Here is a 25,526-nt window from a genome sequence, read left to right on the forward strand (position 1 = left end):
ATATGACTGTTGAATTCTTTATGATAATTGGAATACTTACAGGAAGTTTAATCATCTTATTAAAACATTGGCTGTTATTACTTGTTCAGGTTATCTATCAAATTGTTGCAATAAATACACCAGATCTTGTTTTCCATTTGTTGGTTTTTATTCAAATACTATTTGGTTTATGGATTTTCTATCGCACGATTCGGGCAATTGACTATTTTTACACATTGGAGCTGGATCAGATTGAACGTATCCCGCAAAAATATACAAAAGGCGGCAGATTAGGTCAGAAAAAGCATTTCCTTTTTTAATAGAAATGCTTTTTCGACTCTTTTCATTTCTTATTTAGCTAATTCCCAAACAGTCAGTTCTCCATTTGCCTGAATGGTGAGCTTATTGTTGGAAGGTTCTGCAAAGATTCTTGATGTAAAGACAATTTCCCCATCATTGATGAAAATTTCTATAGAAGAATGATCGATCAGACATTGTATATCTGTAAGCTGTTCTGCGACTGCTACACGTTCTTCTGTCCCAGTTCCGTCTAATTTTGGGCGTAACAACTGGACATAGTGGGTACTGGTGTCAAAATGCAGTTTTAAATGTTCGAAAAAATCAATTTTAACATTTTCATTTGCCTGGATATCCAATTTAATTTCACTTGCTTTAGGGATATCTTTCATAATGATTTTCTGAGTATTTAATTCTAAGTGATACTTCTGTTGTTTGCGTAGCTGTTTTAATTCTTCAACAGGCTTCTGGAGAATACGTCCATTTTTATATGTTAGTTCTCTCGGAATTGTCAATTGATGTACCCATCCATTTTCGATTGTCGGGTGTAATTGCTCATCTTGGTCCGGCACTCCCATCCAGCCAATTAACAGTCTTCTGCCTTGATCATCCATTGTCGTCTGTGGTGCATAAAACTCAAACCCATGATCTAATTCGACAAACTCTTCATGTAAAAATTGATTGGTTCCTTTATTCCATTTCCCTGCTATATAACCTGTCTGATGAATATTGCGGTAATCAATCCCGGAAGCAGACAGTCCCTGAGGAGAAAATAATAAAATATCTGTACCATTTAATGAAAAGAAATCTGGACATTCCCACATATATCCAAAACCATCTGCTAACATACCACCGAACTGCCATTTTTTTAAATCTTCAGAAGAAAACCACACAACACTGCCTTCTTCCTTTTCCGTTTGTGCTCCTACCACCATGTAATAACGATCATGTTCCTGCCATACCTTCGGGTCACGGAAATGGGCAGTATATCCACCAGGCACTTCAATTTGAACTCCCAGTTTTTCAAAATTCCTGCCGTCTTTCGATACAGCAAGACACTGATACGCTTCTCTAATGTTATTATTTTTTACATTACCTGTATAATATAATAACAGCTCTTCATTGAAAGAGATGGCACTGCCTGAATAACACCCATCTTTATCAAACCAGTCACTTGGTGCAAGTGCTATTGGTTCTTCCTTCCAATTAATCATATCTTCAGAAGAAACATGTCCCCAAAACTTTGCACCATGTCCAGCTTTAAATGGCATCCACTGATAAAATAAATGATAAGTTCCATTCCACTGAATCCATCCATTCGGATCATTAATTAACCCTACTGGTGGTGCAATATGATAAAGTGGATAGAATGGATCTTTTTTGACAATGGATCCTTTCTCATTCACTTGATCTGATGCTTTTTTCTTTAGTTGCTGATCTAGACTCATTCTGTGCCATCCCTTCACCTGGAGTTATTTTGATTGTTCTTCTTTATAGCCAAAGAAATAAGTTAGAAGAAATGCTGTCGCAATTGCTGCAATATTAACTAGCAGATACAGCAATAATTGATCATTTAAATAAAGTAATATACCTGGAATTGCGGTTACTGCCATCCCTGTTGCTTTAAGCTGCAGAAGTGATGCGAGGAAACCGCCGACGCCCCCACCGATCAGTCCCATAATAAATGGTTTTCCATAACGCAAGTTCACACCGAATATTGCCGGTTCTGTAATACCTAAAAATGCGGACAAAGAGGAAGGCAAAGCTAGTGCTTTTACTTTCTTTGATTTTGCTTTTAAGCCGACTGCAAGTGTAGCGCCACCCTGTGCAGCAATGGCTGCCGAGATAAGTGGATTAAATGGGTTAAAACTTAAATTCTCTAATAATTGAATTTCCAGCAAATTAAATATATGATGCACACCTGTTATAACAATGATCTGGTGCAAGAAACCGATAATCAATCCACTTAAACCAAATGGCAGTTCTAATACGGCAATTGTCCCTTCAAAAATCCAATTTTCCACAACATGTAGAATTGGTCCTAACGCGAATAATGATAGAATGATCATTACTAGTAATACTAGAAAAGGAGTTAAAATAAGATCCAATGCTTCAGGGACACGCTTACGGAAAAACTTTTCTACTTTAGCTCCAACTAAACCTGCAAAGAAGGCTGGTAATACTGATCCCTGGTATCCAATCACAGGGATGAAATCAAAGAAGTAGATTGGTTCAACACCGCCGCCTGCGACATTCCATGCATTTGGAAATGATGGAGAAACCAGCATTAAACCAAGCACTAAACCACTGACAGGAGTTCCGCCAAAAACTCTGAAGGTTGACCATGCAACAAGTGCAGGCAGGAAGACAAATGCGGTATCTGTCAATACTTCGGTGAATAAAAGGAAATTATCTGAAATACTGTCTGGTGTTAATCCAAATAAAGCCAGTATTTGTTCTTGTGTTACCAGTCCCCTTAACCCCATGAATAACCCTGTTGCAACGAGAACTGGAATTATTGGAACAAATACATCACCAAATGTACGGATTGCTCGCTGAAATGCGGTTCCTTCTTTTTTTGCATCTTCTTTCACTTCTGTTTCCTTGCTGCCAGATACTCCAATGCCTTCGATTGCCTCATAGATCCGGTTAACAGTGCCTGTACCAAAAATTATCTGGTATTGTCCAGAATTGAAGAACGCTCCTTTCACTTTATCGATTTGTTCCACTTTTTCGTCATCAATTTTTTCACGATCGTTTACAACAATTCTAAGCCGAGTTGCACAATGAGCGATCGATTGGACATTTTCTGATCCGCCAATTGATTCAATGACCTGTTTTGCAATTTCTTCATTACTTGCCACAATAATTCCTCCTTTTTTGTGAGATCGATTCCATGTTTTGTATATTTATGAGCTTCATCTTTCTATTTCAATTGTTGGATGAAAGAGTTTCTATAACTCATTTGTGGTATCGTTCCCACATTTCATAATAAAAAACATAAATGATTTGTGGAATCGTTCCCAACTCATTTATGTTTTGTATCATACACTATTTCTTTTGAGAAGTCTATAGTCGTGAATAATTTTTTTGATTGCTTTTTCTCCTGTTATTTCTTCTATTAATAATTCGGCAGCAATAACACCTGCTTCTTTATTAAGAAAATCGATTACTGTTAAACTCGGCTCAATAAATTGGGATAACCTTGACGCACCAGTTGCTGCAACTGCAATATCTTTTGGGATTTGTAATTGTTGTTCTTTTAAAAATTGCATGGCTCCGACAGCTATTTGATCAGTAACTGCAAATACTGCATCCGGTTTTTTGTTATTCTTATTCCAAATTTCCTTAATTGAATCGTAACCTGAATCGATACTGAAGTCTCCTTGAACAATCCAGTCCTCATTAATCATTAACTGATGTTGATTCAATGTATCTACAAATCCTCTTTTTCTCTCTATTCCCACTGCCGGATCATCTTCTCCCACTCCAATAAATGCAATATTTTGATATCCTTTTTGGATCAGGTATGCGATTATCTCTCTTGTTGCATTATAGTCAGGATATATTACTGATGAAATGTTGGGGAATTCCTGACCTAAGGCTACAATTGGAAGTGCTGCTTTTTCAATTGCGTTGATTAGCGGTTTTTCTGTATTGGTTGCAAGTAAAAGAATACCATCTACATTTCTTGACTGTAATAATCTTATAAACTCAATTTCTTTCTCACTTTCCATTGATGTTGTTGTCAAAAGCATCTGGTAGTCATTTTGCTGTAAGATTTGATTAATTCCTCCGACAACTCGACTTGCTGTTTCTGTACTGATTTTTGGCAGAATCACACCAATGACACCCGTCTTCTTTGTGCGTAAAGATTTTGCGGACTGGCTAGGTATATATCCAGTTTCTTCAATAACTTTCATAATTCTTTTTTTGGCATCTTCACTTACATAACCATTATCGTTCAAATATCTGGAAACAGTCGAACGGGAAACTTCTGCTAATTTGGCTATATCATTTATTGTGGTCATTGATCAAATCCTCTCTCACCATACTCTTTACTTATTGTAGCGGATTCTAAATAAATAATAAACCAATATAACAACTTTACCGAACAAACTTTCTCTATTTGTTTCTTGGTAATTGTGTTTAGTTTTCTGCTATAATATGTTGGTCAAACTAAAATAAAGGAGCTATTTTGTATATGATAAAGGATTTCTTCTCTTATTATAAACCGCACAAACGATTATTTATCATCGATTTTTCCAGTGCTGTCTTTGTTGCAATATTAGAACTTGCCTTTCCGCTAGCAGTACAGTGGTTAATTGATGATCTTTTACCAGGTAGAGATTGGAATATCATTATTATTGTATGTATTACATTATTTGCAGTATATATACTAAGTACTTTTCTCCAATATATTGTCAGTTATCTTGGACATAAGCTTGGTATTAACATTGAAACAGATATGCGTGAACAATTGTTTACACATGTACAGCGTCAATCCTTTCGTTTCTTTGATAATACAAAAACAGGCCACATTATGAGCCGGATTACGAATGACTTGTTCGATATCGGAGAGCTTGCCCACCATGGACCAGAGGATGCTTTTATCGTCTTGATGACATTCACCGGCGCCTTTTGGATTATGTTCACCGTTAATCCAACACTGGCACTTATTGCATTAGTAATGGTCCCATTTCTTATTGCACTTATTACCTATTGTAATTATGCCATGAATCGGGCATGGCGTAATATGTATGGCAAAATTGCTGATGTGAATGCACGGGTGGAGGATGCTGTTTCTGGTGTCCGTGTCGTTCAATCTTTTACGAATGAAGAGTTTGAAATCAAAAGATTCCGCAAAGACAATGGCTTATTCCGTAAAGAAAAGATCGGCGCTTATCGTGTCATGTCAGGTACTCATTCCAGTATTTATATGATGACAAGATTACTGACACTTATCGTACTAGTTGTTGGAGCATGGCTCGTCTTTAACAATGAGCTGCAATATGGTGAATTAGTCAGCTTTGTTTTATACACGAATGTATTAATCCGGCCAATTGAGAAAATCAGTGCACTGCTTGAGCTTTATCCAAAAGGAATGGCAGGTTTCAGACGTTTTCGCGAATTAATCGCTCAGGAACCCGAAATTAAAGATAAACCTGATGCAGTGAAAGTAGACAAGCTGCATGGTGATATCGAATTCCACCAAGTGGATTTCTCTTATGATCGTTATCATTCAGTTTTAAATAATATTGATCTGAAAATTAATCCAGGAGAAACAGTGGCATTTGTAGGGCCATCTGGTGCCGGCAAAACGACGATTTGTTCATTAATTCCACGTTTTTATGATGTGAATGGCGGGAAGATAACTATTGATCAAATGGATATCCGAGATATGACAAAACAATCGTTAAGATCTCAGATCGGAATCGTTCAACAAGATGTATTTCTTTTTACAGGGACGATTAAAGAGAATATTGCCTATGGCAGACAGCATGCGACTGATGAAGAGATTATAAATGCTGCGAAAAAAGCACACTTGGATGAAGTTATCGCCAACCTGCCAGATGGTTATGAAACACAAATTGGCGAACGGGGCTTAAAACTGTCAGGTGGTCAAAAGCAGCGACTTGCGATTGCCCGGACATTTTTAAAAAATCCGCCGATACTGATTCTAGATGAAGCTACTTCTGCACTTGATACAGAAACAGAGCGCCTTATCCAGCAATCATTAGATGAACTTTCAGAAAACCGGACAACGTTAGTGATCGCTCACAGACTTGCAACGATCCGTGATGCCGACAGAGTGATTGTCGTTACGAAAAACGGGATTGAAGAAGAAGGCTCCTACGATGAGTTACTAGAGAAGAAAGGCGTTTTCGCAAGATTACATGAAATACAATATAAAAGATAAGAGGGCAAACTATCTGTCCTCTGCTCTTTTCTTGTAAATAAATTAGTATCATACTTTTTATTCATTTTTAGAAAATAAAACTTGTTTCAATAGATACACATAAGTATAATAAATATTGCTCTACATCAATAAGTAATAGATAGAGTTGATTTATTTGTCGATAAAATCAGCTCATATCTTTTTGTTGTAATAATAATTAAATTAAGTTACAATACAATATATAGTTAAACATACGAACAACGCATCAATATATGGTATTCACCGTAATGAACTTAACACTTATCGCTCTAGTAACAAGGGCGCTTTTATTTTGTATATGGAGGTTTTTTTACATGGCAACAGAAGTAGAATCAATAAAACAAAGTGTTATCGAAGCGTTAAAAGATGCTGGAGAAAAATACGGCCTTGACACTGCCGAAATTCAAACCAAAATAGACTCTTCGACAAAAGCACAAAATGAAGCAACACAGGAAGCATTATTTTATGCACTTAATCGTATCTCCATGGACCAGCCAAAATGGACATTCGTTGCAGCTCACTTCCACTTAACACAACTTTACGAAGAAGCAGCGAAGAATCGCAACTATGACGCAAATAATAAATATGGTAACTTATATCAATTACTTCATACCCTGACAGAAAAAGGGATCTACAGTACTGACCTTTTAGCAAATTATTCAAAAGAAGAAATTGATCAACTGGAAAAAGTCATTGCACCTGAACGTGATGAACTATTTAACTACATTGGACTGTTCCTGCTTGCAGACAGATACCTTGCGCGAGATCATGACCGCAACTTATATGAATTACCTCAAGAGCGTTTTATGATTATCGCAATGACCTTAATGCAGAATGAAACGAAAGAAAAACGAGTAGAGCTTGTTACAGAAGCTTATTGGGCATTAAGCCATTTATATATGACTGTTGCTACACCTACCTTATCAAATTCCGGAAAAAGTTATGGTCAATTATCATCATGTTTCATCGATACAGTAGATGACTCATTAGATGGAATATACTTAAATAACTGGGATATAGCAAGATTAAGCAAAGACGGTGGCGGTATTGGAATCTACTACGGAAAAGTCCGCGCACTAGGCTCAGATATTAAGAAATTTAAAGGAAACTCATCTGGAGTTGTACCATGGATCCGTTTAATTAATGATACAGCTGTAAGTGTTGATCAGCTTGGTCAGCGCCAAGGGGCTGTTGCCATTTATCTGGATGTCTTCCATAAAGACATTATGAACGGATTCCTTGATTTAAAAACAAATAATGGTGATGAGCGTCGTAAAGCTCATGATATTTTCACTGGGGTTTCTATCCCTGACTTGTTTATGGAGCAATTGAAAGAAACGGATGCAAGCGGAAAGAGCATTGGAGAATGGCATACATTCTGTCCACACCAAGTGAAGCAAATGATGGGCTGGACAGATGAAGCTGGCAATCCATTAGGTTTAGAAGACTTCTACGATGAAGAAAATGAGAAATACTTCACAGAAAAATATTGGGAAGCTGTAAATCATCCATTACTTCCTAGAAAAACATACCGTGCAATGGATGTTATGGCACGTATTATGATTGCCCAGTTAGAAACAGGCACACCTTATATGTTCTACCGTGATGAAGTTAACCGCCAAAACCCGAATAAGCACAAACGCGGAATCGGAAAAACATCGATTTATTGCAGTAACTTATGTACGGAGATTGCTCAAAATATGTCACCAACAACGATTTCAAAAGAATACCAAGATGAAGATGGCAATATTATAATCGTCCGTAAACCAGGTGATTTTGTTGTTTGTAATCTATCATCTATTAACCTGCCAAATGCAGTTCGTGCCGAAGTATTAGATCGTCTGATCAGCATTCAGGTACGTATGCTTGATAATGTTATTGACCTTAATACAATTAGTGTTGGACAAGCGCAGATTACCAACAAAAAATATCGTGCAGTTGGTTTAGGTACATTCGGCTGGCATCACCTATTAGCCCTGGAAAGCATCCATTGGGAATCAGAAGAAGCAGTTGAATTTGCTGACAAAGTATATGAGGATATTGCTTATTATACAATTAAAGCATCAATGGAACTTGCCAAAGAAAAAGGTGCTTATTCTGAATTCGAAGGATCAGAATGGCAAACAGGAAAGTACTTTGAACGCAGAGACTACACAACTGATCGATGGAATGATCTGAAAGAAGAAGTAAAAACTAGCGGTATACGTAATGGCTGGTTAATGGCTGTTGCACCAAACTCATCAACTGCGAAAATTGGTGGTTCAACTGATGGTATTGATCCGTTATATGCAGTTGAATTTGCAGAAGAAAAGAAAAACTTTAAATTCAAAGTTACCGCACCAGACTTAGACCATGTTACGTATAACTATTACCGCCGTGCCCGTCACGAGCTTGATCAGGTATGGAGTATCAAACAGAACGCGAAAAGACAACGTCATATAGATCAGGCAATCAGCTTTAACTTTTATGTTCGCCATGATATTAAGGCGAAGGATCTGCTTAACCTGCACTTTGCTGCATGGGAGAATCGTTTAAAAACAACTTATTATGTTCGCAGTACATCACAAACCGAGATTGAAGAATGTGAAGCATGCCATAGCTAATTGTTATGGCATTGCGTTTCCTATGATAACAGATCATCTGCCTACATTTTTCACGAAGATCAAGTCAAGGAGGAAACAATTATGTCAGGTATCAACCAACCGCTCTCAAAAATAAAATTATTAAATCCAACTTATCCTAATAAAGCAACAGGTCTTATTAATGGACAGTCATCCGGGCTATTAAACTGGAATGATATTGCTTATCCGCAAATGTATGATTTATATCAAACATTGCTTGCGAATTTCTGGAAAGCCCAAGAGATCAATATGCAGGATGATATAAAACAATGGGATGACTTAACAGAAACAGAAAAAGATGTCTTCTTAAGAATCAATACACAATTAGCGTCATTAGACAGTCTGCAGACACCAACACTGACACATGTCATGGATTATGTGACAGATTCGAGCTTTAAAGCCATATTTGCGGTTATTGCCCAGCAGGAAGCAGTCCATAATGAGTCTTATTCCTATATTTTAAGCTCACTTGTCCCATTACGTGAACAAAATGAGCGTTTTGACCAGGCAAAAGATGATCCAATTGTCCGCAAACGTAATCAGTTAATTCTCGACAGCTATGAAGCATTCCGTGAGAATCCAACACCTCAGCGTTTATTTGAATTAGCAATCAATTCGATTAACTTAGAAGGAATCTACTTCTATGCAGGGTTTGCCTTTTTCTATCATTTGGCTCGTCAGCAAAAAATGGTGAAAACCAGTACAATGATCAGCTATATTCAACGTGACGAGATGCAGCATGCATATTTCGTATCACAATTTGTCCGTATTTTATTAACAGAAAATCCGGAATTAAATACAGAAGAAAATATTCAATATGCATATAAAACGATTGATCATGCGGTCCAATTAGAAAAAGAATGGGCAGATTATATTCTGAAAGATATTGATGGAATCGACTTGGAAGAATTCCATGGTTATGTAGAGTATTTAGCAAATAAACGCTTCCGCCAGATTGGAATGGACAATTACTACCCTGAACGTGAAAATCCAATGGCATGGATTCATGTATTCAGTGACGAAATGATGAATGAAACAAAATCAGACTTCTTTGAGCAAAAGTCACGTACCTACACAAAAGTATCATCATCAAATGGATTTGACGAATTATAAAGTTCCCCACGGATCATTAGCGAAACTTATCAGGGTGCCTAGTCTGTTATAAAGTGAGTCTTGATCAGTTGTAATTACAACGCGATAAAATACATTGGAGGTTCAAGTGATGAAAGCAGCCATTATCTATACATCGATTACTGGAAATACATCTTTACTAGCTGAAGTTATTCATGACAATATGGAGGCAAAAGGAATCGAGACAGACCTTATTCCTGTTGATGAATTTCAGAATCATGATCTGTACGATTATGATATTGTGACTGTTGGGACGTATTCGTGGGATAATGGTGAAATTCCGCTTGAAATGGAAGATGTATATGAAGCATTTGAAACAGAAAATGTAAAGCATTTATCAACAGGTGTTTTCGGAACAGGAGACAGCTTTTATCCATATTTTTGCGGAGCTGTTGATTTATTTCGTGATATGCTCTTTGTGCACACTAATCTGGCTGTCACTCTAAAAGTAGAATTAACACCGCAAGATGAGGATATCGCTAAATGTGAAAAGTTCTGTGATAGATTAATCCATCAAGTTGCAGTAATGTCTTAATGGACTATAAAGAGAAAGAATGATGCATAGTAGACTTTGTGCATCATTCTTTTTTTATAGTTGGTTAAAACTTTTACAGTATATTATAATGATAGAAATAAAGAATACTAGGTAACAATAATAAAAACTAGAAGGTGATATCATGCAATCACTCTATACTTTCTTAGTAGTGATTCATATCTTTTCCGCAATTGTTGGTATTGGACCTGGATTTATTCTAACAACGATTGTTAAATCATCACACACCATTGATGAAATCCGCCATGCCTTTGCATTAAAGAAAAAAGTCCACCTGTTTGCCATGATCGGCGGAATCTTAGTTCTCATTACAGGTCTTTCCATGGGACTCATTAGACCATATCTGTTTCAGCAAGGCTGGTACATTACAAGTATGATCATCTACTTAACAGCACTGAGCTTAGGCCCAACTTTATTAAAAAAGTATTCCAAACCAATTAAACAAATGCTTAAGGACCAGACATTGCAAGAAGTACCCGAAACCTATCACAGTAATGTTCAAAAACTATTAAAAGTAGAATACATAGAAAACAGCTTATTAATCATTGTTATTCTTCTCATGATCTTAAAACCTTTTTAATTTTCTAAAAGTGAGAGTGAGAGAGGAATGGGATATTTGTGTTTGGGAAAGCTTAAACATAGTACATAACTGCATTACTTCCGGCGCGCACCTGTTGTGATGCTATGATGGCTTCATAACTGCATAACTGCTCTGACTCAAACTACTTTTGACGCTATGATGGCTTCATAACTGCATAACTGCTCTGAATCAAGCTACTTTTGACGCTATGATGGCTTCATAACTGCATAACTGCTCTGAATCAAGCTATTTTTGACGCTATGATGGCTTCATAACTGCATAACTGCTCTGAATAAAGCTACTTTTGACGCTATGATGGCTTCATAACTGCATAACTGCTCTGAATAAAGCTACTTTTGACGCTATAATGGCTTCATAACTGCATAACTGCTCTGAATCAAACTATTTTTGACGCTATGATGGCTTCATAACTGCATAACTCACACTCTCCCTCCAGTTTTGATGCTATGATATTTGCTTAACTGCATAATAACTCCCGAATCTGCCCTTTCAGTAAATAAAAATCCTGATGAATTCTCTCCAAGAAATTCATCAGGATTTTTTAACCAGTTATACTTCCGTTTTCTTTTCCAGATAATATTCCACTAACGGGCGAATGGCAGTATATAATCCTGCGATAATCAGCCAAACAACTGCTAACATCGTCCACCCTTTAAAGAAGGACAAACTGTATGTATAGCCAGTTAGAAACATAATGCCAGGGAACAATATAATAAGAACAAAAGTTAAGCCAAGGGCCCATCGTGTACAAAGTTTAGCATCTCTTAATAATTTCTGATTATCCATTTACAACTTCCTTCCTAACAGGCGACTCTGCCTGTTCCTTTTGCTCTTCATCAAAACTGTGGAATTTATCTTTCAATGAATCAAAATCCATGCCCTATCGCAATCACACCACTTACAACAAATACTGTCACATTTCCGTAAAGCATCGAATGCAACTCTCCTAATGTACTGACATTTACCGCTCCATATTTAATTCCTGCTGTCAGTAACCAAACCGTAATACCGGAAATCATCCCGAAAACAGCCCCATAGAAACAGCCATTATTTGTTGCTTTTTTCCACATAAGCCCCATTGTTAATGGAATAACCGCACCACTTACGAAGATCCCCATCGCCATATAAACAAAACTTAAGCCGATTCCCATCTTAAATAATAAAATCGACAGTAAACCCATACCTAAGCCAAAACTCAATGTGACAATACGTGAAACTTTCAGTGTTTGTTTTCCTGAAGCCTTCGGATTGATCGACTGACGATAAATATCAGTAACAATGATATTGGTGATTGCTGTCAGTTCAGCTGCACCTGTTGACATAACAGCCATAAACAACATCACAAGAAATAGAATGGAACCAACAGAACCTAGTAAATATTCTGCCATGAGAGGAGCTGAAGAATCAGGATCCCCAATGTTCACTCCAAGTCCTGCTGCACTTACACCTAAGAAGGTTGCAATAGAGAATGGAATAGCAAACCATGCAATCCCTCCGTAAATATAGGCTTTCGAAGCAGCACTGTCTTTACTTGCAATCGCACGCTGCCAATAGGATTGATCGACAAACACTGTGCCGAAATTTCCAATAATATTAATCATCCCAAAAAACAAGCCAGGAATTGATGCCATCGTGAGCATTTGTTGTGAGTCTGGTATTGATTGCAATCCTTCATAAACAGACTCAATACCAAATTTAAAATAGACAACAGCAGCAAAGATAGTTAAAATAACGAAAATCATTACAGTGTTTAAATAATCTGCAATAAAAGATGCTTTCAGACCGCCTATCATTGTATAGATCGTAAACGTCAATGGAATCAGGAATGCTGCCACATAGACATTCATTCCAGTGAGAGAATTAAGTGCAATTGCTCCACCGAGAATAACCATGGCTGTTACAATAATATTGGTCATCAATGCGAAGCACATCATTAATTTATGATTTTTATTATCGAACCTCTTACCAACAAACTCTAAGAAAGTGTGCGCTAAAGGTGCCTTACGTTTTAAATGAATTGCCACAATCGCAAATAATAGTACTTGAATACAAGCCCCAGCAGCATACCAGTATGGTCCGCTTATTCCATATTTAAAACCTGTAGAAGAAGACATCATTAATGTTGCTGCCCAAGTCCATGCTGCAATAATCGAGGCACTTGCCAACCCGATGCCGACACTTCTCCCTGCTGTACTAAATTGCTCTGCAGTCATCGCTACTTTTCTTCGCTTTTGCATGATAATAGTTAAGCCTGTAAAGAAAACCCCAAAAATTAGTAAAATAAGATAACCTGTTGTTGATGATAACATCATTACTCCCCCATTTTGTGTAAACAGCTTTTCCGGAAAACTATTAGAATAGTTAGATAATTTTACAATACTTATGCTAAGGGAGATTATCTGACCATACAAACAACATGTCAGAAAACCTCACATAGAAATTAAATAATTCATATCGGCCTTTTCTTGTATAATATTTGTAATTTTTTTATAATAATAAGTAAGTACTGAGGTGAGGTGGTGTTCATATCGAATATAGAGCTGTAGATGATTTGCTTAAATTAGTCAATCAGTCTATTAAAGGGAAGCGAATATTCCTTGGGCGGACGACAGAAGAAACTTTTACGATAATAAGGACAATAGATACAAGTAATACGGGGATCCCTGCTGAAGATAATCAGTCAATCGATATACGAGGATCTTATTGCCAGCAAATATACTTCGGCAAGCAGGAGCCTCTTATTATTAACAATACTAGAGAGCATCCTTTTACGAGTAAGCTGCCCTTAACCGCAGATGCCAATATTCTTTCCTATATCGGCGTACCTGTGTTTTATAAAAATGGGGAGATGTTTGGTACATTGTGCGCTGTTGGAAGTGATGCAGGTGACTTTACTGAGGATGATATTGAAACACTGACAAGTTTCTCCAACCTGTTTTCCTACGTTTTGGAATTAGAAAAACTAGCAATATACGATGCTTTAACAAATCTATATAATCGCAGATACCTGGATTTGTTTTTTTCCAATATTGAGGAAAATGGAACAGATGTTCATCGATTTAGATAATTTTAAACAAGTGAATGATCTCTATGGTCATGATGCAGGCGATGAAGTTCTAATTGAAGTCAGCAATAGAATTATCAAGGTAACAGAGCCTTCTGATCGGTTAGTCAGAATAGGCGGAGATGAATTCATCCTTATTAAGCCTGGAAAGTCTGATAGAGAAAAGATTAATCAAACTGCTCAGAATATTATTAATACACTGTCTGATTGGAGTGATTCCACCTATCAGATAAATGTATCTGCAAGTGTGGGAATTGCAGAATACACCACAGAATGCAAGGATATTAAAGTATTACTCAAAAAGGCTGATAATGCCTTATATGAAGTAAAAAGACAAGGAAAAAGGGGATTTATCCATGCTTAACAGCCCTGGCTCTAGCGGGGAGCCAAGGCTTCTTTTAGTTGATCCATATCTTTCTTTATTTGTGCGAGATGGTTGGAGAGCCATCTTATCAGAAATCCATTTTCACAAATTTGAGTGATGCTTACTTGATGATCTTCCAATTCAGTTAATTTTTCCTGAAGAGATGTAACAGAAAAAGAACTATCAGGAAACACTATCCAAAGGCTGGCAAGAAAATGATAGTTTTCCATTACTGCAATTGCTGTTAGGGTTTGATCTGCCGGTCTAAAAATAAGTGGATCATAAACAAGGCAATCATCACCTCTCCAGACCTCAAAGAGAGTTTGGTATTTCTTAAAAGTAAAAAACTCGCCTCGCTTTTCCCTGCCAGGATATAAAATTTCTTCCCACCACAAAGAAGCTGTACTATCCATATTAATCACGGTATGACTGTCAAATATGGCTCCCTCAAAGGGAATAACTTCTTCTCTTTGCCAGGTTAAATTAGTGTTCTTCGCAAGCGATATCTCAATCGACTGACGACTGGTTTCATCATATAATGTTGGATAAACCTTGGTTGCTGACTGTGGATGAATCATTACATCTGAGCCTTCTTCCAATGTAAACGACAGCTTATTAGAATCACCAGCAACAAGACCTCCAGAAGATTCCATTATGTACATGGACAGACGGCTATCATCCTGAACATAAAGACCTCTGCTGGCTTTTAAAGGAGCCTTCTGAAAGACATCCTTTATGATTGTTTTATTATTTTTATAAGTAAAAGTCAGATCCAGCTGGCCATCCATTTTTTCCTTCTTAACAGGGTTCATCTGCTCACACTTCGCTTCCTTCCAGCAGCATATTATGTTGAATCCATTCAATGACTTTTGGAATGCCATCACCTTTCTTCACATTTGTAAAAACATATGGTCTGTCTTTTCTTGCCGCTTTTGCATCAACTCTCATCTTGTCTAAATCAACTTCTACATATGGTGCTAAGTCTATTTTATTTACTAACAGCAAATCTGACCTTGTCACACCAGGACCGCCTTTTCGAGGGATATCTCCACCTTCTGCCACATCTATTACATAGATATATCCATCAACAAGTTCCGGACTAAAGGTTGCTGAAAGGTTATCGCCACCACTTTCTAATAAAATTATATCTAAATCATCAAAACGCCGTTTCAGTTCATCAATAGCTTCAAAATTCATCGAAGCATCTTCTCTTATTGCAGTATGCGGGCAGCCACCAGTCTCGACCCCGATTATTCTCTCTTCTGGCAGAATCCCCTGCTTGATTAAAAACTGTGCATCTTCTTTTGTATAAATATCGTTTGTAATAACTGCAATACTATATTGATCTACCATATTTTTCGTCAATTTTTCTACTAATGATGTTTTCCCTGAACCAACTGGTCCACCTACTCCAACTATTACTGGTTTCATGCCAAACCCCTCCTTTAAGATATAAACAACCTTGCTTGTAAGAATTTATGTTTCATTGAGGAAATCTCCAACCCTAAGGCATGATTGGACAAATCCTCGATATGGCGTTTCAAGATCTGTTTCGCAATGGTGTCCATTTCAGCTATAAGCTTATGGATAACTTCGATCCCTGCTTTTTGGCCTAATGGAATGGCACGCACGGCATTATGAACAAGGCCAACTGTTGATGAATAAATATAGGTGAGCACCGTTGTATATAAATCAAAGCCCATATCATATGTATACAATGTATATACAAATGGAAAGTGATTATATCCATTCGCTTCCTCTTGCCATTTCTTAAGCGAGGGTGTTTCACTTACAGGTAAAACTGCTTTCATAAATTGCTTACCAATCATCATACTTGCTTCCCTGGACTCTTCTGCGTTTTTACTTGCATGACAGATCTTTTCTAATCTAATTAATTCGTCCCACTCTTGCAGGGACAGCTTTTCATATGCAAGCTTAACAAATATCCCATCTGTATAGCCGATATTCTCACTCATATAGGTAAGACAAAAATGAAACAAATCTTCTTTTGTTCTGATCTTGTCTTCTTGTATATAAGTTTCCATTCCAAATGAATGAGTATAGGATCCAATTGGAAAAGCAGAATCATGAATATGCATTAAGTAAAGAAATTTAGTGCTTATGTCCTCTGTATTTAAAAGGTTCTGTGAATCTTCGTTCTGTTGCTTCATATTTAACACCTACTTCTTCAAACAACCGCTCCAATGTTTGATCATAACGGACAATAATTTCACTTTCGCTTATTAAACACGGAGTATGGCGATTCCCTAATTCAAAGGCAGTCTTCCCCATTTGTGTAATGGAGTCAGGATAAGCTATATAAACCTTTTCCTTTTTTGTACGAATGACAATTTGCCGTTCTTCATCCTGATAAACAATATCACCAACAGCCAGGGGTGCTTTTTCTTCCAGAGAAATGGCGACATCTGTTCCTTTGTTTGTTGTTTTACGTAAAATCCGTTTATTTAATTCATCCCAGTCCAATTCTAACCATTCTCTATTGGGATGATCCTGCTTTTCCTTTTCAATGTTACCGATAATCTCTTTTGTTAACATAGCTCTGTCCCCTTTTCTTTAAAATAAGAAATAACGCTGTGCCATCGCAACTTCTTTAAATGGTTCACATGTAATGATTTCGCCATCTAACTTCACTTCATATGTTTCCGGATTGATATCAATTGCTGGTGTTTTATCATTATATGGCAAATCCTTTTTTTGAATTTTGCGACAATTTTTCACGATCCCTATTTGTTTTTCCAAACGTAATTGCTGATGTACATTGTTATCAAAAGCAGCTTGTGAGAGAAATGTAATCGCCGTCTGGTATTTTGCTTTGCCTAATGAACCGAACATCGGCCTCATCATCACAGGCTGGGGTGTCGGTATAGAAGCATTCGGGTCACCCATCTGGGCATAAGCAATCATCCCGCCTTTTACGATTGTTTCTGGCTTCACACCGAAAAATTTCGGATCCCAAATGACGAGATCAGCTAATTTCCCATCTTCTATTGAGCCAATTTCATGACTCATGCCGTGTGTGATTGCTGGATTAATTGTATATTTGGCCACATATCTTTTCACTCGTGTATTGTCATTTTCCTTTGTCTTATCTTCTTCTAAAAAGCCTCGCTGTTTCTTCATCTTATCAGCTGTTTGCCAAATTCTCATAATACTTTCGCCAACACGTCCCATTGCCTGTGAATCAGAAGAAATCATACTGATCACACCCTCATCATGTAAAATATCTTCTGCTGCAATGGTTTCCGGGCGAATTCTTGAATCAGCAAAGGCAACATCTTCTGGCACATTATGGTCAAGGTGGTGGCAAACCATTAACATATCTAAATGTTCATCAATCGTATTGATGGTATACGGTCTGGTTGGATTAGTAGAGGAAGGCAAAACATTCGGAAATGATGCAATCTTCATAATATCTGGTGCATGTCCGCCTCCTGCCCCTTCTGTATGGTATGTATGAATAACTCGTTCACCAATTGCCTGAACCGTATCTTCAAGAAATCCTGCTTCATTTAAAGTATCTGTATGGATTGCTACCTGGACATCCATTTCATCTGCTACTTTTAAACATTGAGTAATTGTAGCAGGTGTAGTTCCCCAGTCTTCATGCAGCTTTAAGCCAATAGCACCTGCGCTGATCTGTTCTCTTTGCGGATCTGGAGTGGAAGCATTACCCTTTCCGAGAAATCCGATATTTATCGGATATTCTTCTGCAGCTTCCAGCATACGATGAATATTCCATTCCCCTGGTGTACATGTGGTCGCATTTGTCCCGGTTGCCGGCCCTGTCCCTCCACCAATTAGTGTCGTAAAACCTGCTGCTAAAGCTACATTTATCTGCTGTGGACTAATATAGTGAATGTGGGCATCGATACCGCCTGCTGTAACAATCCGGCCTTCACAAGCAATAACTTCAGTTGATGCCCCGACAATCATATTCTCATTAACACCATCCATCATATCTGGATTTCCTGATTTACCAATCCCAATAATCCTGCCATTCTTCACACCGATATCCGCTTTAAAAATCCCTGTATAGTCCACAATAACAGCATTTGTTAATACAAGATCGAGTACATTTTCATCTCGTGTTCTTGTACTGCTTTGTCCCATACCATCCCGCAAAACTTTCCCACCGCCAAAAACACTTTCGTCTCCATAGGTGGAATAATCTTTTTCAATTTCAATCCACAAGTCCGTATCTGCTAAGCGGACCTGATCACCTGCAGTTGGACCATATAATGATACATATTGTTTTCTAGAGAGCTTCATTGTGCATCCTCCCTCTCAAAATCTTCTAATCTGCGGGTTATGGCGGCAGTGTCAGTTACACTTCCATCTGTTAAACTATTAAGACCAAACACTTTACGATCACCGGCAATAGCAACTAATTCAATCTCTTTCTCTTCTCCCGGTTCAAATCTCACCGCTGTCCCCGCTGCAATATTAAGACGCATTCCAATTACCTGTCCACGATCAAATTTCAAAAAACGATTTACCTCTGGAAAATGATAATGTGATCCTACCTGAATTGGACGATCACCAACATTGGCAACCATGATTGTCTTTACTTTACGACCTTTATTTATTTCAACTTCTTCATTATGTAAACGAATTTCACCTGGAATCACCTTTGTTAACCCTCCCTTAAATAATTGGCTGATGAACCGTAACGAGCTTTGTTCCATCTGGAAAAGTTGCTTCAATTTGCACACTGTCAATCATCTCAGGAACGCCTTCCATTACATCCTCTGCTGTTAATACATGTTTCCCTTCCTGCATCAATTGTGCGACATTTTTTCCTTCTCTCGCCCCTTCTAATAAGTAACAGCTAATTAATGCTACAGCTTCTGGATAATTAAGTTTTAACCCTTTATCTTTTCTTTTCTGTGCTAATTCCCCTGCAAGAAAAAGTAACAACTTCTCTTGTTCTACAGGATTAAGTTTCATTATATTTCCTCCCAATCATTAATAATTCCGAGAGTTTCCTTCCATCTATTGTCAATGCTAGAATAACAAACCCCTAGCAAACTATCTTTATGTAAGGAAATCTAACAAACTTTTTAAAAGGATAAAAAAGTAGCTCTCACTGTTTTCTGTGAGAGCTACTTACCTTTATTGTTATTCTTCTTTTTCGATGATGCCGTAAAGGATATCTCTTGCATCATCTAATAAGTCCTGAGGAACTTTCTCCACAAATTGAAGACTTCTAGTTTTTAAGTCGATTGTTTTTACTTGTTCACAGTAAATTACTCCATTTGTATTTGTCTGTTCTGCACAATTTATATGTACTGGGGAGTCACTACCGCCTTGAACAATTGGACAAACAACTGCCATCTCTACATATTCGTGAAACGTATTATTGCTAATAATTAAAAGGTATTGTTGTTTCTTTGGCTGATGCCATGAGTCTGTCTCCACTTCCAAAAGCACGATGTCTCCAGAACATGGTTGATACATTACAGCAGTTCATCTCCTTCCATTCCAATATCCCACTCGGTTGAACTGATCTTCTTGGCGCCTTCAAACTGATTGATCCGTTCTTTTAAGGTAAGGTGTTTACGAATGGGAGATAAAACAATATTCCCATCAACTACTTTCAGCTTCACTTGATCATCATCTGATATGCCGGCAAGTTCTAAGATGGCTTTTGGTAACCTTACCGCCTGGCTGTTTCCCCATTTTTGAATCTTAGTTTCCATCCTACCCCTCCTTGCACTTGTATACACATTTATATCATTGTCTGCTGATTTATCCATTTGGTCCTAGAATTTGAATTGTCAGAGGGTAAACATACTGTTGAGCAGGAGCATCCACTATTTCATAATCAGAAACTTCAATTAATGGAATCTGGGACCCTTGATAGTTTGTCATACTTACTTTTCCTCTAATGGTTAGCCAAGTATCTTCTTCTACTGTCATTTCCTCATTAAATTCTGTTAAAAAACCGATAAGACCAGCATCAGCTATACAATGAGTAATCAAAAATCTGCTCATTACCAGTTGATTCGGCTGGAATCCTGCTTCCCGGTAAACAAATCCAGTCATCGTTATTTCTTTTTCCTGAAATGTTTCAGGACTTTCCATTATTTCCTGATAAATGGTGGAAAACAAGACATCATCCATTTCAATATGAGGCTGGTTTATTAGTTTGGTTTTCAGTTGATCAAATTCTGTCTTACTTATTGTATTCTTATAAACATTTGGATCAATCTCATTATCATCAACGACCGGAGCCTCTTGTTGAGGTGTTGGTGGTGTTGATGGTGTTGATGGTGCTGATTCATTGGTTGTACTTTCTTCTGTAATATTGCTGTCCTCCTGTTGGTTTGTTAATATCATTGTTGCCCCTTTATTTCTGGCAATGGAAGCATCCAGACTTGCTAATGGGAAAATAAAGCCTGTTACTAATGGGCCGACGATGACGAGATAATTGAAGCCCTTTTTCCAATTCATCGGCTGATCTCCATGATCATGATGGTGATGATCATGATGGTCGTGATGGTGATGATCATGATGGTCGTGATGATGATCATGATGATGGTTATCAGAATGTTTTTGAAAAGAAACAATCCTGAATAATTGGGCAATAAATAATAGTAAGAAAAGTATCGCCCCAATCATACTCAATGTCTCATATTTTGGATTGATTAATTTTAACAAATCTCCTGTTTGATGTAATCGATAGATATATAGAAAGAAAAGAAACAAAATAATAGAGCGAATCAGCTGCTGCCAATTTATCGACATTGTAAAAACACCTCCTATAGAAAGCTTTGAACGACTGTAATCGTTACAAAAACTGTAAGGGTAATAATAGAAACCAATATAACGACAAACTTCATTTTAAATACACTCAGCATCATTAAGGTATTTTTCAAGTCGACCATAGGACCGTAAATTAAGAAACTGAGAATAGCTCCTTTTGGAAAGACACCTGAGAAAGATGAAGCGATAAAAGCATCTGCTTCTGAACAAAGTGAAAGCAGATAAGCTAGTCCCATCATGACAACAACGGAAAGGAATGGTCCTTCTCCAATACCTACTAATATATCTGTCGAGACATAAACTTGTACACAAGAAGCTAACAATGCACCAATAATCAGATATTTGCCCATATCAAAGAATTCATCAACTGAATGAAGCAGCGTTTTCCCTATCTTTCTGCCAAAACCTTCACGCTCATGATGATGCTGACAACTATTTACTTTCTCCACACCAGCCTTCAACTGATTAGATTGATAGAGAAAGCCAATCAATAAACTGATAATTAATGCTGCCAGAAAACCGATGCCCATTCGCAATAATGCTATTTGCATATCATTACCAAATGCCATATAAGTGGAAAATATTACAATGGGGTTAATTAACGGTCCTGTTAGCAGAAATCCTACCCCTGCATAAATAGGAACACCTTTTGCTAACAACCTCCGGACAATTGGTACAATTCCACACTCACATGCAGGAAATAACGATCCTACTATACAACTCATGAATATGGCAGCATACTTATTCTTAGGGATAAAGCGACGTAATTGTTCTTCTGTGATAAATATTTGTATAAATCCAGCAATTAACACGCCAATGAGTACAAAGGGAAATGCTTCAATCAGAATACTGAGAAAAATAGTGTTTACTTGAAAGACTGATTCTGGAATGACCAATAAAGATGAGGAACCACTTAGTGTCACCACATAAACTACTACCGCAAATAAACATAATAAAAACAAATCGATACTCATCGATGCTAGATTTTTTCTCATATGATCTCCTTTTCTTTGTGAATTATTTTAATAAATCATAACAATTACGATTTGTATTCTTCTATCTATTAAAAACTTATGAACTATTATAAAGATATATTACCATAAATTATCATATTAAAAGTGAATAATTTTCTACTATTCTTCTCTCATGTAAGCCTGTAATAAAATACTTCTTTAACAAAGGCTCATGCACTGTAAGGAGCCCCCTCAACTTCTATTTATTTGATAATATAAATATGGTACAATTAAAAGCGCTATTTTTCTTTTTCACTAATAGAAGTTAATATTCGGGGAGTGAGATTATTGCAAAATAACGATGAGTTAGCACGAGCAATTGGTACAGATAAATTACAAAAATTAGATTTTCGCCTGGGAGCATTTGGAGCTGCTGTTCCTTTATTGTTCTTTATTATATGGGCAATTACTACGAGTGTTCTGCAGTTATCTTCGGAAATCGGCCTCGTACTAGGTGCTGTTTTCGGAATAACTTTAGGCTTGTTCTTCTCTAAAAGTAAATGGGCGGATTATGCACAAGGATTGTTTGACGGATTAGCACAGCCAATCGGTGTTGTGGCAATGGTTGCATGGTTCTATGCCGGTATGTTCGCCCAAGTCCTGCAAGTTGGCGGGCTTGTCGAAGGATTAGTATGGGTCGGAAATGTAACTGGTTTTACTGGAGGATGGTTTGTCGGATTGACCTTTATTCTTGCTGCAGTGTTTTCCACTGCTGTTGGAACAGGGTACGGTACTACGGTTGCTTTCGCTACACTGATGTACCCAGCAGGTGTAGCAACAGGAGCTGATCCTACTATATTATTTGCAGCAATTCTGGCAGGAGCCGTATTTGGTGACAACTTAGCACCAGTTTCTGATACGACGATTGTATCTGCTACTACACAGGATGCAGATGTTCCCGGAGTTGTACGCAGTCGGTTTAAATATGCGATTGCTGCAGCGATCCCTGCATTGATTTTATTTGTGATTCTTGGTGGTGGCGGTTCTATTGAACAGCAGGCAAACATCGAATCAGCAACAAACCCCGCTGGTCTTGTGATGCTTATCCCATTTGCGATTGTCCTCATTCTGGCTTTATCTGGCCATCATATTATCACTTCCTTAACATGGGGAATTATTGCTGCAGTTATTACGATTGCTATCTTCCCAGTTGGAGCACTAAGTGATATCATCCGTTTTAATCCTGAATCAGATAATGTGGTAGAAGGTGCACTGATCAATGGTATTACGGGTTATCTGAATATGGCGATCCTTATTCTTTTAATTGTTGCTTCTGCTCACTTATTAAGATTAGGCGGGACAATGGAAGCAATCACTACTTCCCTGGTAAAATGGATTAAAGATTCAGTCAGAAGAGCAGAGTTTGCCATTTGGGGAATTGTTGCATTATTAAACAGTGCGATTACAATCAATACAGCTGCAGAAATTGCAGCAGCCCCTTTTGTCCGTGAAATTGGGGAGAAGTACAAAATTCACAGCTACAGACGGGCCAACATGTTAGATGCCGTTACATCAGCATTAGGCTATATTTTCCCATGGGGTGCCCCTGTATTATTAGGCTGGTCAACAATTTCAATGATGACAGAGACTTATGATTGGCTGCCTGTTGTTGCTCCGACCTCTGTCTTCCCATTTGTTTTCCAGGGATGGTTCCTTGTCATCATTATGCTTGTTGCTGCATTAACCAGCTGGGGACTTCGTTATCAAGGAAAAAATGGTGAAGAATTAAAAGAAATGCCGAAAGAATAAATAGAGTGAAATAAAGCCTCTTTCTTTTTCAGGAAAGAGGCTTTATTTCATATAAAAAGTAAAATTCACCCCGGACCTATATTACCCATTTTAATAAACTCACTTCATTATTTGTAATATATATCAATCTTTTATATAGTCATTAAGATAACATAACGAAGGAGCAAAGAGGCTTTCTTCTTTCGACTGGAAGTGTAGTTAGATTACTACACCAAAAAAACAGAAAGTAGGGATAGATTTGTACCTGTATGGCAAAACAACGCTTTTTCTTTTATTGATTCTATTATTAGGCGGCTGTGGCAGTAATACATCCATTACCTATGTTCATGGATTACCTCAATCAGAAAGCCCTGCATTGACAGAATTTCTTGAGCACTTAATTACATCATTTGATGATAGTAAGTTGTACAATAAGGATGGGCAATTCATTTTTTCAAAAGGTAACCTAGTTGAGAGACAAAATTCGGTTCATTATTATCATTATACAGAAAATCAGCTGTTAACTTTTTATGATCCTTTGTTTAAGACAAATAATTATAGTTTGAAATTAAACGAGTTAAGAAATAGTGATGATTTATTAGAATTACGCCAACCTTTAGAAAATACTGAGGCCTATTCTCTTCCTCGTATTAAAATAAATACCAATAATCAATTAAAAATTGAAACATCTTATAATCAGGCAACATTTGATTTAAGTAAAGTATTGGAAGATTATAAGATTGCTAATGATACACAGTTAATTGTTAATATTATAGCTGTGAGTGAAGAGAATATCCTTTTAACCCTTAATACATCGCTAACTAGTGGGATAAGCACATATCTTTTTATCGATCAGCGGTTATCTGACTATACTGTTACCCAGTTTCATCAGGAAGATCCCCAACAAGTCATTCAAGAAAAATTGACACCTTATTATGATTTATTTCCTACTGTCAATGAATATCGCAGTGTGCTTGGGTCCACTATAGTTAACACAGAAACGAATGAAGCATTTCCTCTTCAAGAAGAAGACCTTCTTAGTGTAGATGGGAAATACGTTTATCTTGGCGGTGAAATGAAGAAGCCATCTGAAGATTTGGAAGATGGTACACAACGAATTCAAACGATCGAAAATTACGCTAAAGGGAACGAGGTTTATGAAGAGGATTTTCACATTGATTATGGTCAAATCTCCGATCAATTGGACTTCGATACCAAAAATATAATCACTGCTGATATCGTCTATTTTAATGCAGATTATGTGGTGTTAGACCTTCTTTATGCCGGCAGATTTGTCGGTCATGGCGGCAGCACCAATGTTCTGATTGATTTACAAAAAGAAGAAAATCCTACAGCTTATTTGGTGGATTTAGGATTACAATAATAAAGGAAAATTGATTATAATGTTAACATACCCCTGAAAAGCATTAGCTGATCAGGGTTCGTCAGTT

26 protein-coding genes are annotated in these 25,526 nt (G+C 37.3%); 10 read left to right on the forward strand and 16 right to left on the reverse strand.

All coding sequences use genetic code 11. From position 1 onward, the window contains the following. Positions 1 to 2 precede the first annotated feature (2 nt). Entirely contained in the window at positions 3 to 299 is a 297-nt protein-coding gene (locus F9U64_RS16440; RefSeq protein WP_153406001.1) for a hypothetical protein, read from the forward strand. Between the two features lie 30 nt (positions 300 to 329). On the opposite strand, the gene F9U64_RS16445 is transcribed toward F9U64_RS16440, so the two are convergent. From F9U64_RS16445 to F9U64_RS16455, 3 genes are all read right to left on the reverse strand, one after another. Continuing rightward, the gene (locus tag F9U64_RS16445; protein WP_153406002.1) at positions 330 to 1,724 is read right to left on the reverse strand and encodes a glycoside hydrolase family 32 protein; all 1,395 of its coding nucleotides are present in this window, start codon (positions 1,722 to 1,724) and stop codon (positions 330 to 332) included. Between the two features lie 24 nt (positions 1,725 to 1,748). After that, complete coding sequence (locus tag F9U64_RS16450) at positions 1,749 to 3,140, reverse strand: sucrose-specific PTS transporter subunit IIBC (protein ID WP_153406003.1); 1,392 nt, start codon at positions 3,138 to 3,140, stop codon at positions 1,749 to 1,751. A gap of 180 nt (positions 3,141 to 3,320) precedes the next feature. Then, a complete protein-coding gene (locus F9U64_RS16455) occupies positions 3,321 to 4,307 on the reverse strand; it encodes a LacI family DNA-binding transcriptional regulator (RefSeq protein WP_153406004.1) in 987 nt (328 codons plus the stop codon). Positions 4,308 to 4,480: 173 nt separating this feature from the next. Here F9U64_RS16455 and F9U64_RS16460 point away from each other — a divergent pair, with 173 nt between their 5' ends. The 5 genes from F9U64_RS16460 (at position 4,481) to F9U64_RS16480 (ending at position 11,099) form a co-directional block, all read left to right on the forward strand. Continuing rightward, the gene (locus F9U64_RS16460; RefSeq protein WP_153406005.1) at positions 4,481 to 6,196 is read left to right on the forward strand and encodes an ABC transporter ATP-binding protein; all 1,716 of its coding nucleotides are present in this window, start codon (positions 4,481 to 4,483) and stop codon (positions 6,194 to 6,196) included. A 332-nt stretch (positions 6,197 to 6,528) separates the two neighbouring features. Next, positions 6,529 to 8,817 carry a ribonucleoside-diphosphate reductase subunit alpha gene (locus F9U64_RS16465; protein WP_153406006.1) on the forward strand — a complete coding sequence of 763 codons (2,289 nt, stop codon included), beginning with the start codon at positions 6,529 to 6,531 and terminating at the stop codon, positions 8,815 to 8,817. An 81-nt stretch (positions 8,818 to 8,898) separates the two neighbouring features. Further along, on the forward strand, positions 8,899 to 9,948 hold the full coding sequence (locus F9U64_RS16470) for a ribonucleotide-diphosphate reductase subunit beta (RefSeq protein ID WP_153406007.1): 1,050 nt from the start codon (positions 8,899 to 8,901) through the stop codon (positions 9,946 to 9,948). Positions 9,949 to 10,057: 109 nt separating this feature from the next. Further along, positions 10,058 to 10,501 carry a flavodoxin domain-containing protein gene (locus F9U64_RS16475; RefSeq protein WP_153406008.1) on the forward strand — a complete coding sequence of 148 codons (444 nt, stop codon included), beginning with the start codon at positions 10,058 to 10,060 and terminating at the stop codon, positions 10,499 to 10,501. Positions 10,502 to 10,643: 142 nt separating this feature from the next. Continuing rightward, positions 10,644 to 11,099, forward strand: a complete 456-nt coding sequence (locus F9U64_RS16480) for a DUF2269 family protein (RefSeq protein ID WP_153406009.1) — start codon at positions 10,644 to 10,646, stop codon at positions 11,097 to 11,099. A gap of 570 nt (positions 11,100 to 11,669) precedes the next feature. On the opposite strand, the gene F9U64_RS16485 is transcribed toward F9U64_RS16480, so the two are convergent. After that, positions 11,670 to 11,906, reverse strand: coding sequence for a hypothetical protein (locus F9U64_RS16485; protein ID WP_153406010.1), 237 nt, complete (start codon positions 11,904 to 11,906; stop codon positions 11,670 to 11,672). Positions 11,907 to 11,986: 80 nt separating this feature from the next. Next, positions 11,987 to 13,429: a sodium:solute symporter family protein gene (locus tag F9U64_RS16490; protein WP_228275769.1), complete on the reverse strand. Its 1,443-nt coding sequence runs from the start codon at positions 13,427 to 13,429 to the stop codon at positions 11,987 to 11,989. A gap of 242 nt (positions 13,430 to 13,671) precedes the next feature. Between F9U64_RS16490 and F9U64_RS16495 the strand changes: the two genes are divergently transcribed. Together F9U64_RS16495 and F9U64_RS16500 are read left to right on the forward strand one after the other, a co-directional pair. Beyond that, positions 13,672 to 14,187, forward strand: coding sequence for a GAF domain-containing protein (locus F9U64_RS16495; RefSeq protein ID WP_194287415.1), 516 nt, complete (start codon positions 13,672 to 13,674; stop codon positions 14,185 to 14,187). Next, complete coding sequence (locus F9U64_RS16500; protein ID WP_194287416.1) at positions 14,168 to 14,548, forward strand: GGDEF domain-containing protein; 381 nt, start codon at positions 14,168 to 14,170, stop codon at positions 14,546 to 14,548. The genes F9U64_RS16495 and F9U64_RS16500 overlap by 20 nt, the downstream gene beginning before the upstream one ends. 11 nt (positions 14,549 to 14,559) lie before the next feature. Here the strand turns inward: F9U64_RS16500 and F9U64_RS16505 are convergent, their stop codons facing one another. The 11 genes from F9U64_RS16505 to F9U64_RS16555 all read right to left on the reverse strand — a co-directional run bounded on the left by F9U64_RS16505 (position 14,560) and on the right by F9U64_RS16555 (position 22,329). Further along, the gene (locus tag F9U64_RS16505; RefSeq protein ID WP_228275770.1) at positions 14,560 to 15,360 is read right to left on the reverse strand and encodes an urease accessory protein UreD; all 801 of its coding nucleotides are present in this window, start codon (positions 15,358 to 15,360) and stop codon (positions 14,560 to 14,562) included. A gap of 4 nt (positions 15,361 to 15,364) precedes the next feature. Beyond that, on the reverse strand, positions 15,365 to 15,979 hold the full coding sequence (ureG, locus tag F9U64_RS16510; protein WP_153406014.1) for an urease accessory protein UreG: 615 nt from the start codon (positions 15,977 to 15,979) through the stop codon (positions 15,365 to 15,367). A 14-nt stretch (positions 15,980 to 15,993) separates the two neighbouring features. After that, positions 15,994 to 16,719: an urease accessory protein UreF gene (locus F9U64_RS16515; RefSeq protein WP_153406015.1), complete on the reverse strand. Its 726-nt coding sequence runs from the start codon at positions 16,717 to 16,719 to the stop codon at positions 15,994 to 15,996. Next, positions 16,661 to 17,104: an urease accessory protein UreE gene (locus F9U64_RS16520; RefSeq protein WP_153406016.1), complete on the reverse strand. Its 444-nt coding sequence runs from the start codon at positions 17,102 to 17,104 to the stop codon at positions 16,661 to 16,663. The genes F9U64_RS16515 and F9U64_RS16520 overlap by 59 nt, the downstream gene beginning before the upstream one ends. Positions 17,105 to 17,122: 18 nt before the next feature. Beyond that, positions 17,123 to 18,838, reverse strand: a complete 1,716-nt coding sequence (gene ureC, locus F9U64_RS16525) for an urease subunit alpha (RefSeq protein ID WP_153406017.1) — start codon at positions 18,836 to 18,838, stop codon at positions 17,123 to 17,125. After that, entirely contained in the window at positions 18,835 to 19,197 is a 363-nt protein-coding gene (locus F9U64_RS16530) for an urease subunit beta (protein WP_153406018.1), read from the reverse strand. Before F9U64_RS16530 ends, ureC begins: the two co-directional genes overlap by 4 nt. 16 nt (positions 19,198 to 19,213) lie before the next feature. Then, positions 19,214 to 19,516, reverse strand: a complete 303-nt coding sequence (gene ureA, locus F9U64_RS16535; RefSeq protein ID WP_153406019.1) for an urease subunit gamma — start codon at positions 19,514 to 19,516, stop codon at positions 19,214 to 19,216. Between the two features lie 171 nt (positions 19,517 to 19,687). Continuing rightward, positions 19,688 to 20,026, reverse strand: a complete 339-nt coding sequence (locus F9U64_RS16540) for a type II toxin-antitoxin system PemK/MazF family toxin (protein ID WP_153406020.1) — start codon at positions 20,024 to 20,026, stop codon at positions 19,688 to 19,690. Beyond that, on the reverse strand, positions 20,026 to 20,268 hold the full coding sequence (locus F9U64_RS16545; RefSeq protein ID WP_153406021.1) for an AbrB/MazE/SpoVT family DNA-binding domain-containing protein: 243 nt from the start codon (positions 20,266 to 20,268) through the stop codon (positions 20,026 to 20,028). The genes F9U64_RS16540 and F9U64_RS16545 overlap by 1 nt, the downstream gene beginning before the upstream one ends. Positions 20,269 to 20,317: 49 nt before the next feature. Then, positions 20,318 to 21,316 (reverse strand): TIGR03943 family putative permease subunit, encoded by a 999-nt coding sequence (locus F9U64_RS16550; RefSeq protein WP_153406022.1) that lies wholly within the window; start codon positions 21,314 to 21,316, stop codon positions 20,318 to 20,320. 14 nt (positions 21,317 to 21,330) lie between these two features. Further along, positions 21,331 to 22,329: a permease gene (locus F9U64_RS16555; protein ID WP_153406023.1), complete on the reverse strand. Its 999-nt coding sequence runs from the start codon at positions 22,327 to 22,329 to the stop codon at positions 21,331 to 21,333. 306 nt (positions 22,330 to 22,635) lie between these two features. Here F9U64_RS16555 and F9U64_RS16560 point away from each other — a divergent pair, with 306 nt between their 5' ends. Both F9U64_RS16560 and F9U64_RS16565 read left to right on the forward strand, forming a co-directional pair. Then, the gene (locus tag F9U64_RS16560) at positions 22,636 to 24,096 is read left to right on the forward strand and encodes a Na+/H+ antiporter NhaC family protein (RefSeq protein ID WP_153406024.1); all 1,461 of its coding nucleotides are present in this window, start codon (positions 22,636 to 22,638) and stop codon (positions 24,094 to 24,096) included. 238 nt (positions 24,097 to 24,334) lie between these two features. Next, entirely contained in the window at positions 24,335 to 25,459 is a 1,125-nt protein-coding gene (locus tag F9U64_RS16565; protein WP_153406025.1) for a hypothetical protein, read from the forward strand. Positions 25,460 to 25,526 lie beyond the last annotated feature (67 nt).

Source organism: Gracilibacillus oryzae (assembly GCF_009498735.1).
Classification (GTDB): Bacteria; Bacillota; Bacilli; order Bacillales; family Amphibacillaceae; genus Gracilibacillus; species Gracilibacillus oryzae.

Excerpts from the sequence above, each read along its gene's own strand:
- ureA (WP_153406019.1), bottom strand. The coding sequence starts at position 19,516 with ATGAAACTTAATCCTGTAGAACAAGAGAAGTTGTTACTTTTTCTTGCA.
- F9U64_RS16540 (WP_153406020.1), bottom strand. The coding sequence starts at position 20,026 with ATGTATCAACCATGTTCTGGAGACATCGTGCTTTTGGAAGTGGAGACA.
- ureC (WP_153406017.1), bottom strand. The coding sequence starts at position 18,838 with ATGAAGCTCTCTAGAAAACAATATGTATCATTATATGGTCCAACTGCA.
- F9U64_RS16500 (WP_194287416.1), top strand. The coding sequence starts at position 14,168 with ATGTTCATCGATTTAGATAATTTTAAACAAGTGAATGATCTCTATGGT.
- F9U64_RS16505 (WP_228275770.1), bottom strand. The coding sequence starts at position 15,360 with ATGAACCCTGTTAAGAAGGAAAAAATGGATGGCCAGCTGGATCTGACT.
- F9U64_RS16445 (WP_153406002.1), bottom strand. The coding sequence starts at position 1,724 with ATGAGTCTAGATCAGCAACTAAAGAAAAAAGCATCAGATCAAGTGAAT.
- F9U64_RS16490 (WP_228275769.1), bottom strand. The coding sequence starts at position 13,429 with ATGTTATCATCAACAACAGGTTATCTTATTTTACTAATTTTTGGGGTT.
- F9U64_RS16455 (WP_153406004.1), bottom strand. The coding sequence starts at position 4,307 with ATGACCACAATAAATGATATAGCCAAATTAGCAGAAGTTTCCCGTTCG.
- F9U64_RS16475 (WP_153406008.1), top strand. The coding sequence starts at position 10,058 with ATGAAAGCAGCCATTATCTATACATCGATTACTGGAAATACATCTTTA.
- F9U64_RS16545 (WP_153406021.1), bottom strand. The coding sequence starts at position 20,268 with ATGGAAACTAAGATTCAAAAATGGGGAAACAGCCAGGCGGTAAGGTTA.
- F9U64_RS16470 (WP_153406007.1), top strand. The coding sequence starts at position 8,899 with ATGTCAGGTATCAACCAACCGCTCTCAAAAATAAAATTATTAAATCCA.
- F9U64_RS16460 (WP_153406005.1), top strand. The coding sequence starts at position 4,481 with ATGATAAAGGATTTCTTCTCTTATTATAAACCGCACAAACGATTATTT.
- F9U64_RS16480 (WP_153406009.1), top strand. The coding sequence starts at position 10,644 with ATGCAATCACTCTATACTTTCTTAGTAGTGATTCATATCTTTTCCGCA.
- ureG (WP_153406014.1), bottom strand. The coding sequence starts at position 15,979 with ATGAAACCAGTAATAGTTGGAGTAGGTGGACCAGTTGGTTCAGGGAAA.
- F9U64_RS16485 (WP_153406010.1), bottom strand. The coding sequence starts at position 11,906 with ATGGATAATCAGAAATTATTAAGAGATGCTAAACTTTGTACACGATGG.
- F9U64_RS16440 (WP_153406001.1), top strand. The coding sequence starts at position 3 with ATGACTGTTGAATTCTTTATGATAATTGGAATACTTACAGGAAGTTTA.
- F9U64_RS16550 (WP_153406022.1), bottom strand. The coding sequence starts at position 21,316 with ATGTCGATAAATTGGCAGCAGCTGATTCGCTCTATTATTTTGTTTCTT.
- F9U64_RS16515 (WP_153406015.1), bottom strand. The coding sequence starts at position 16,719 with ATGAAGCAACAGAACGAAGATTCACAGAACCTTTTAAATACAGAGGAC.
- F9U64_RS16465 (WP_153406006.1), top strand. The coding sequence starts at position 6,529 with ATGGCAACAGAAGTAGAATCAATAAAACAAAGTGTTATCGAAGCGTTA.
- F9U64_RS16555 (WP_153406023.1), bottom strand. The coding sequence starts at position 22,329 with ATGAGAAAAAATCTAGCATCGATGAGTATCGATTTGTTTTTATTATGT.
- F9U64_RS16520 (WP_153406016.1), bottom strand. The coding sequence starts at position 17,104 with ATGTTAACAAAAGAGATTATCGGTAACATTGAAAAGGAAAAGCAGGAT.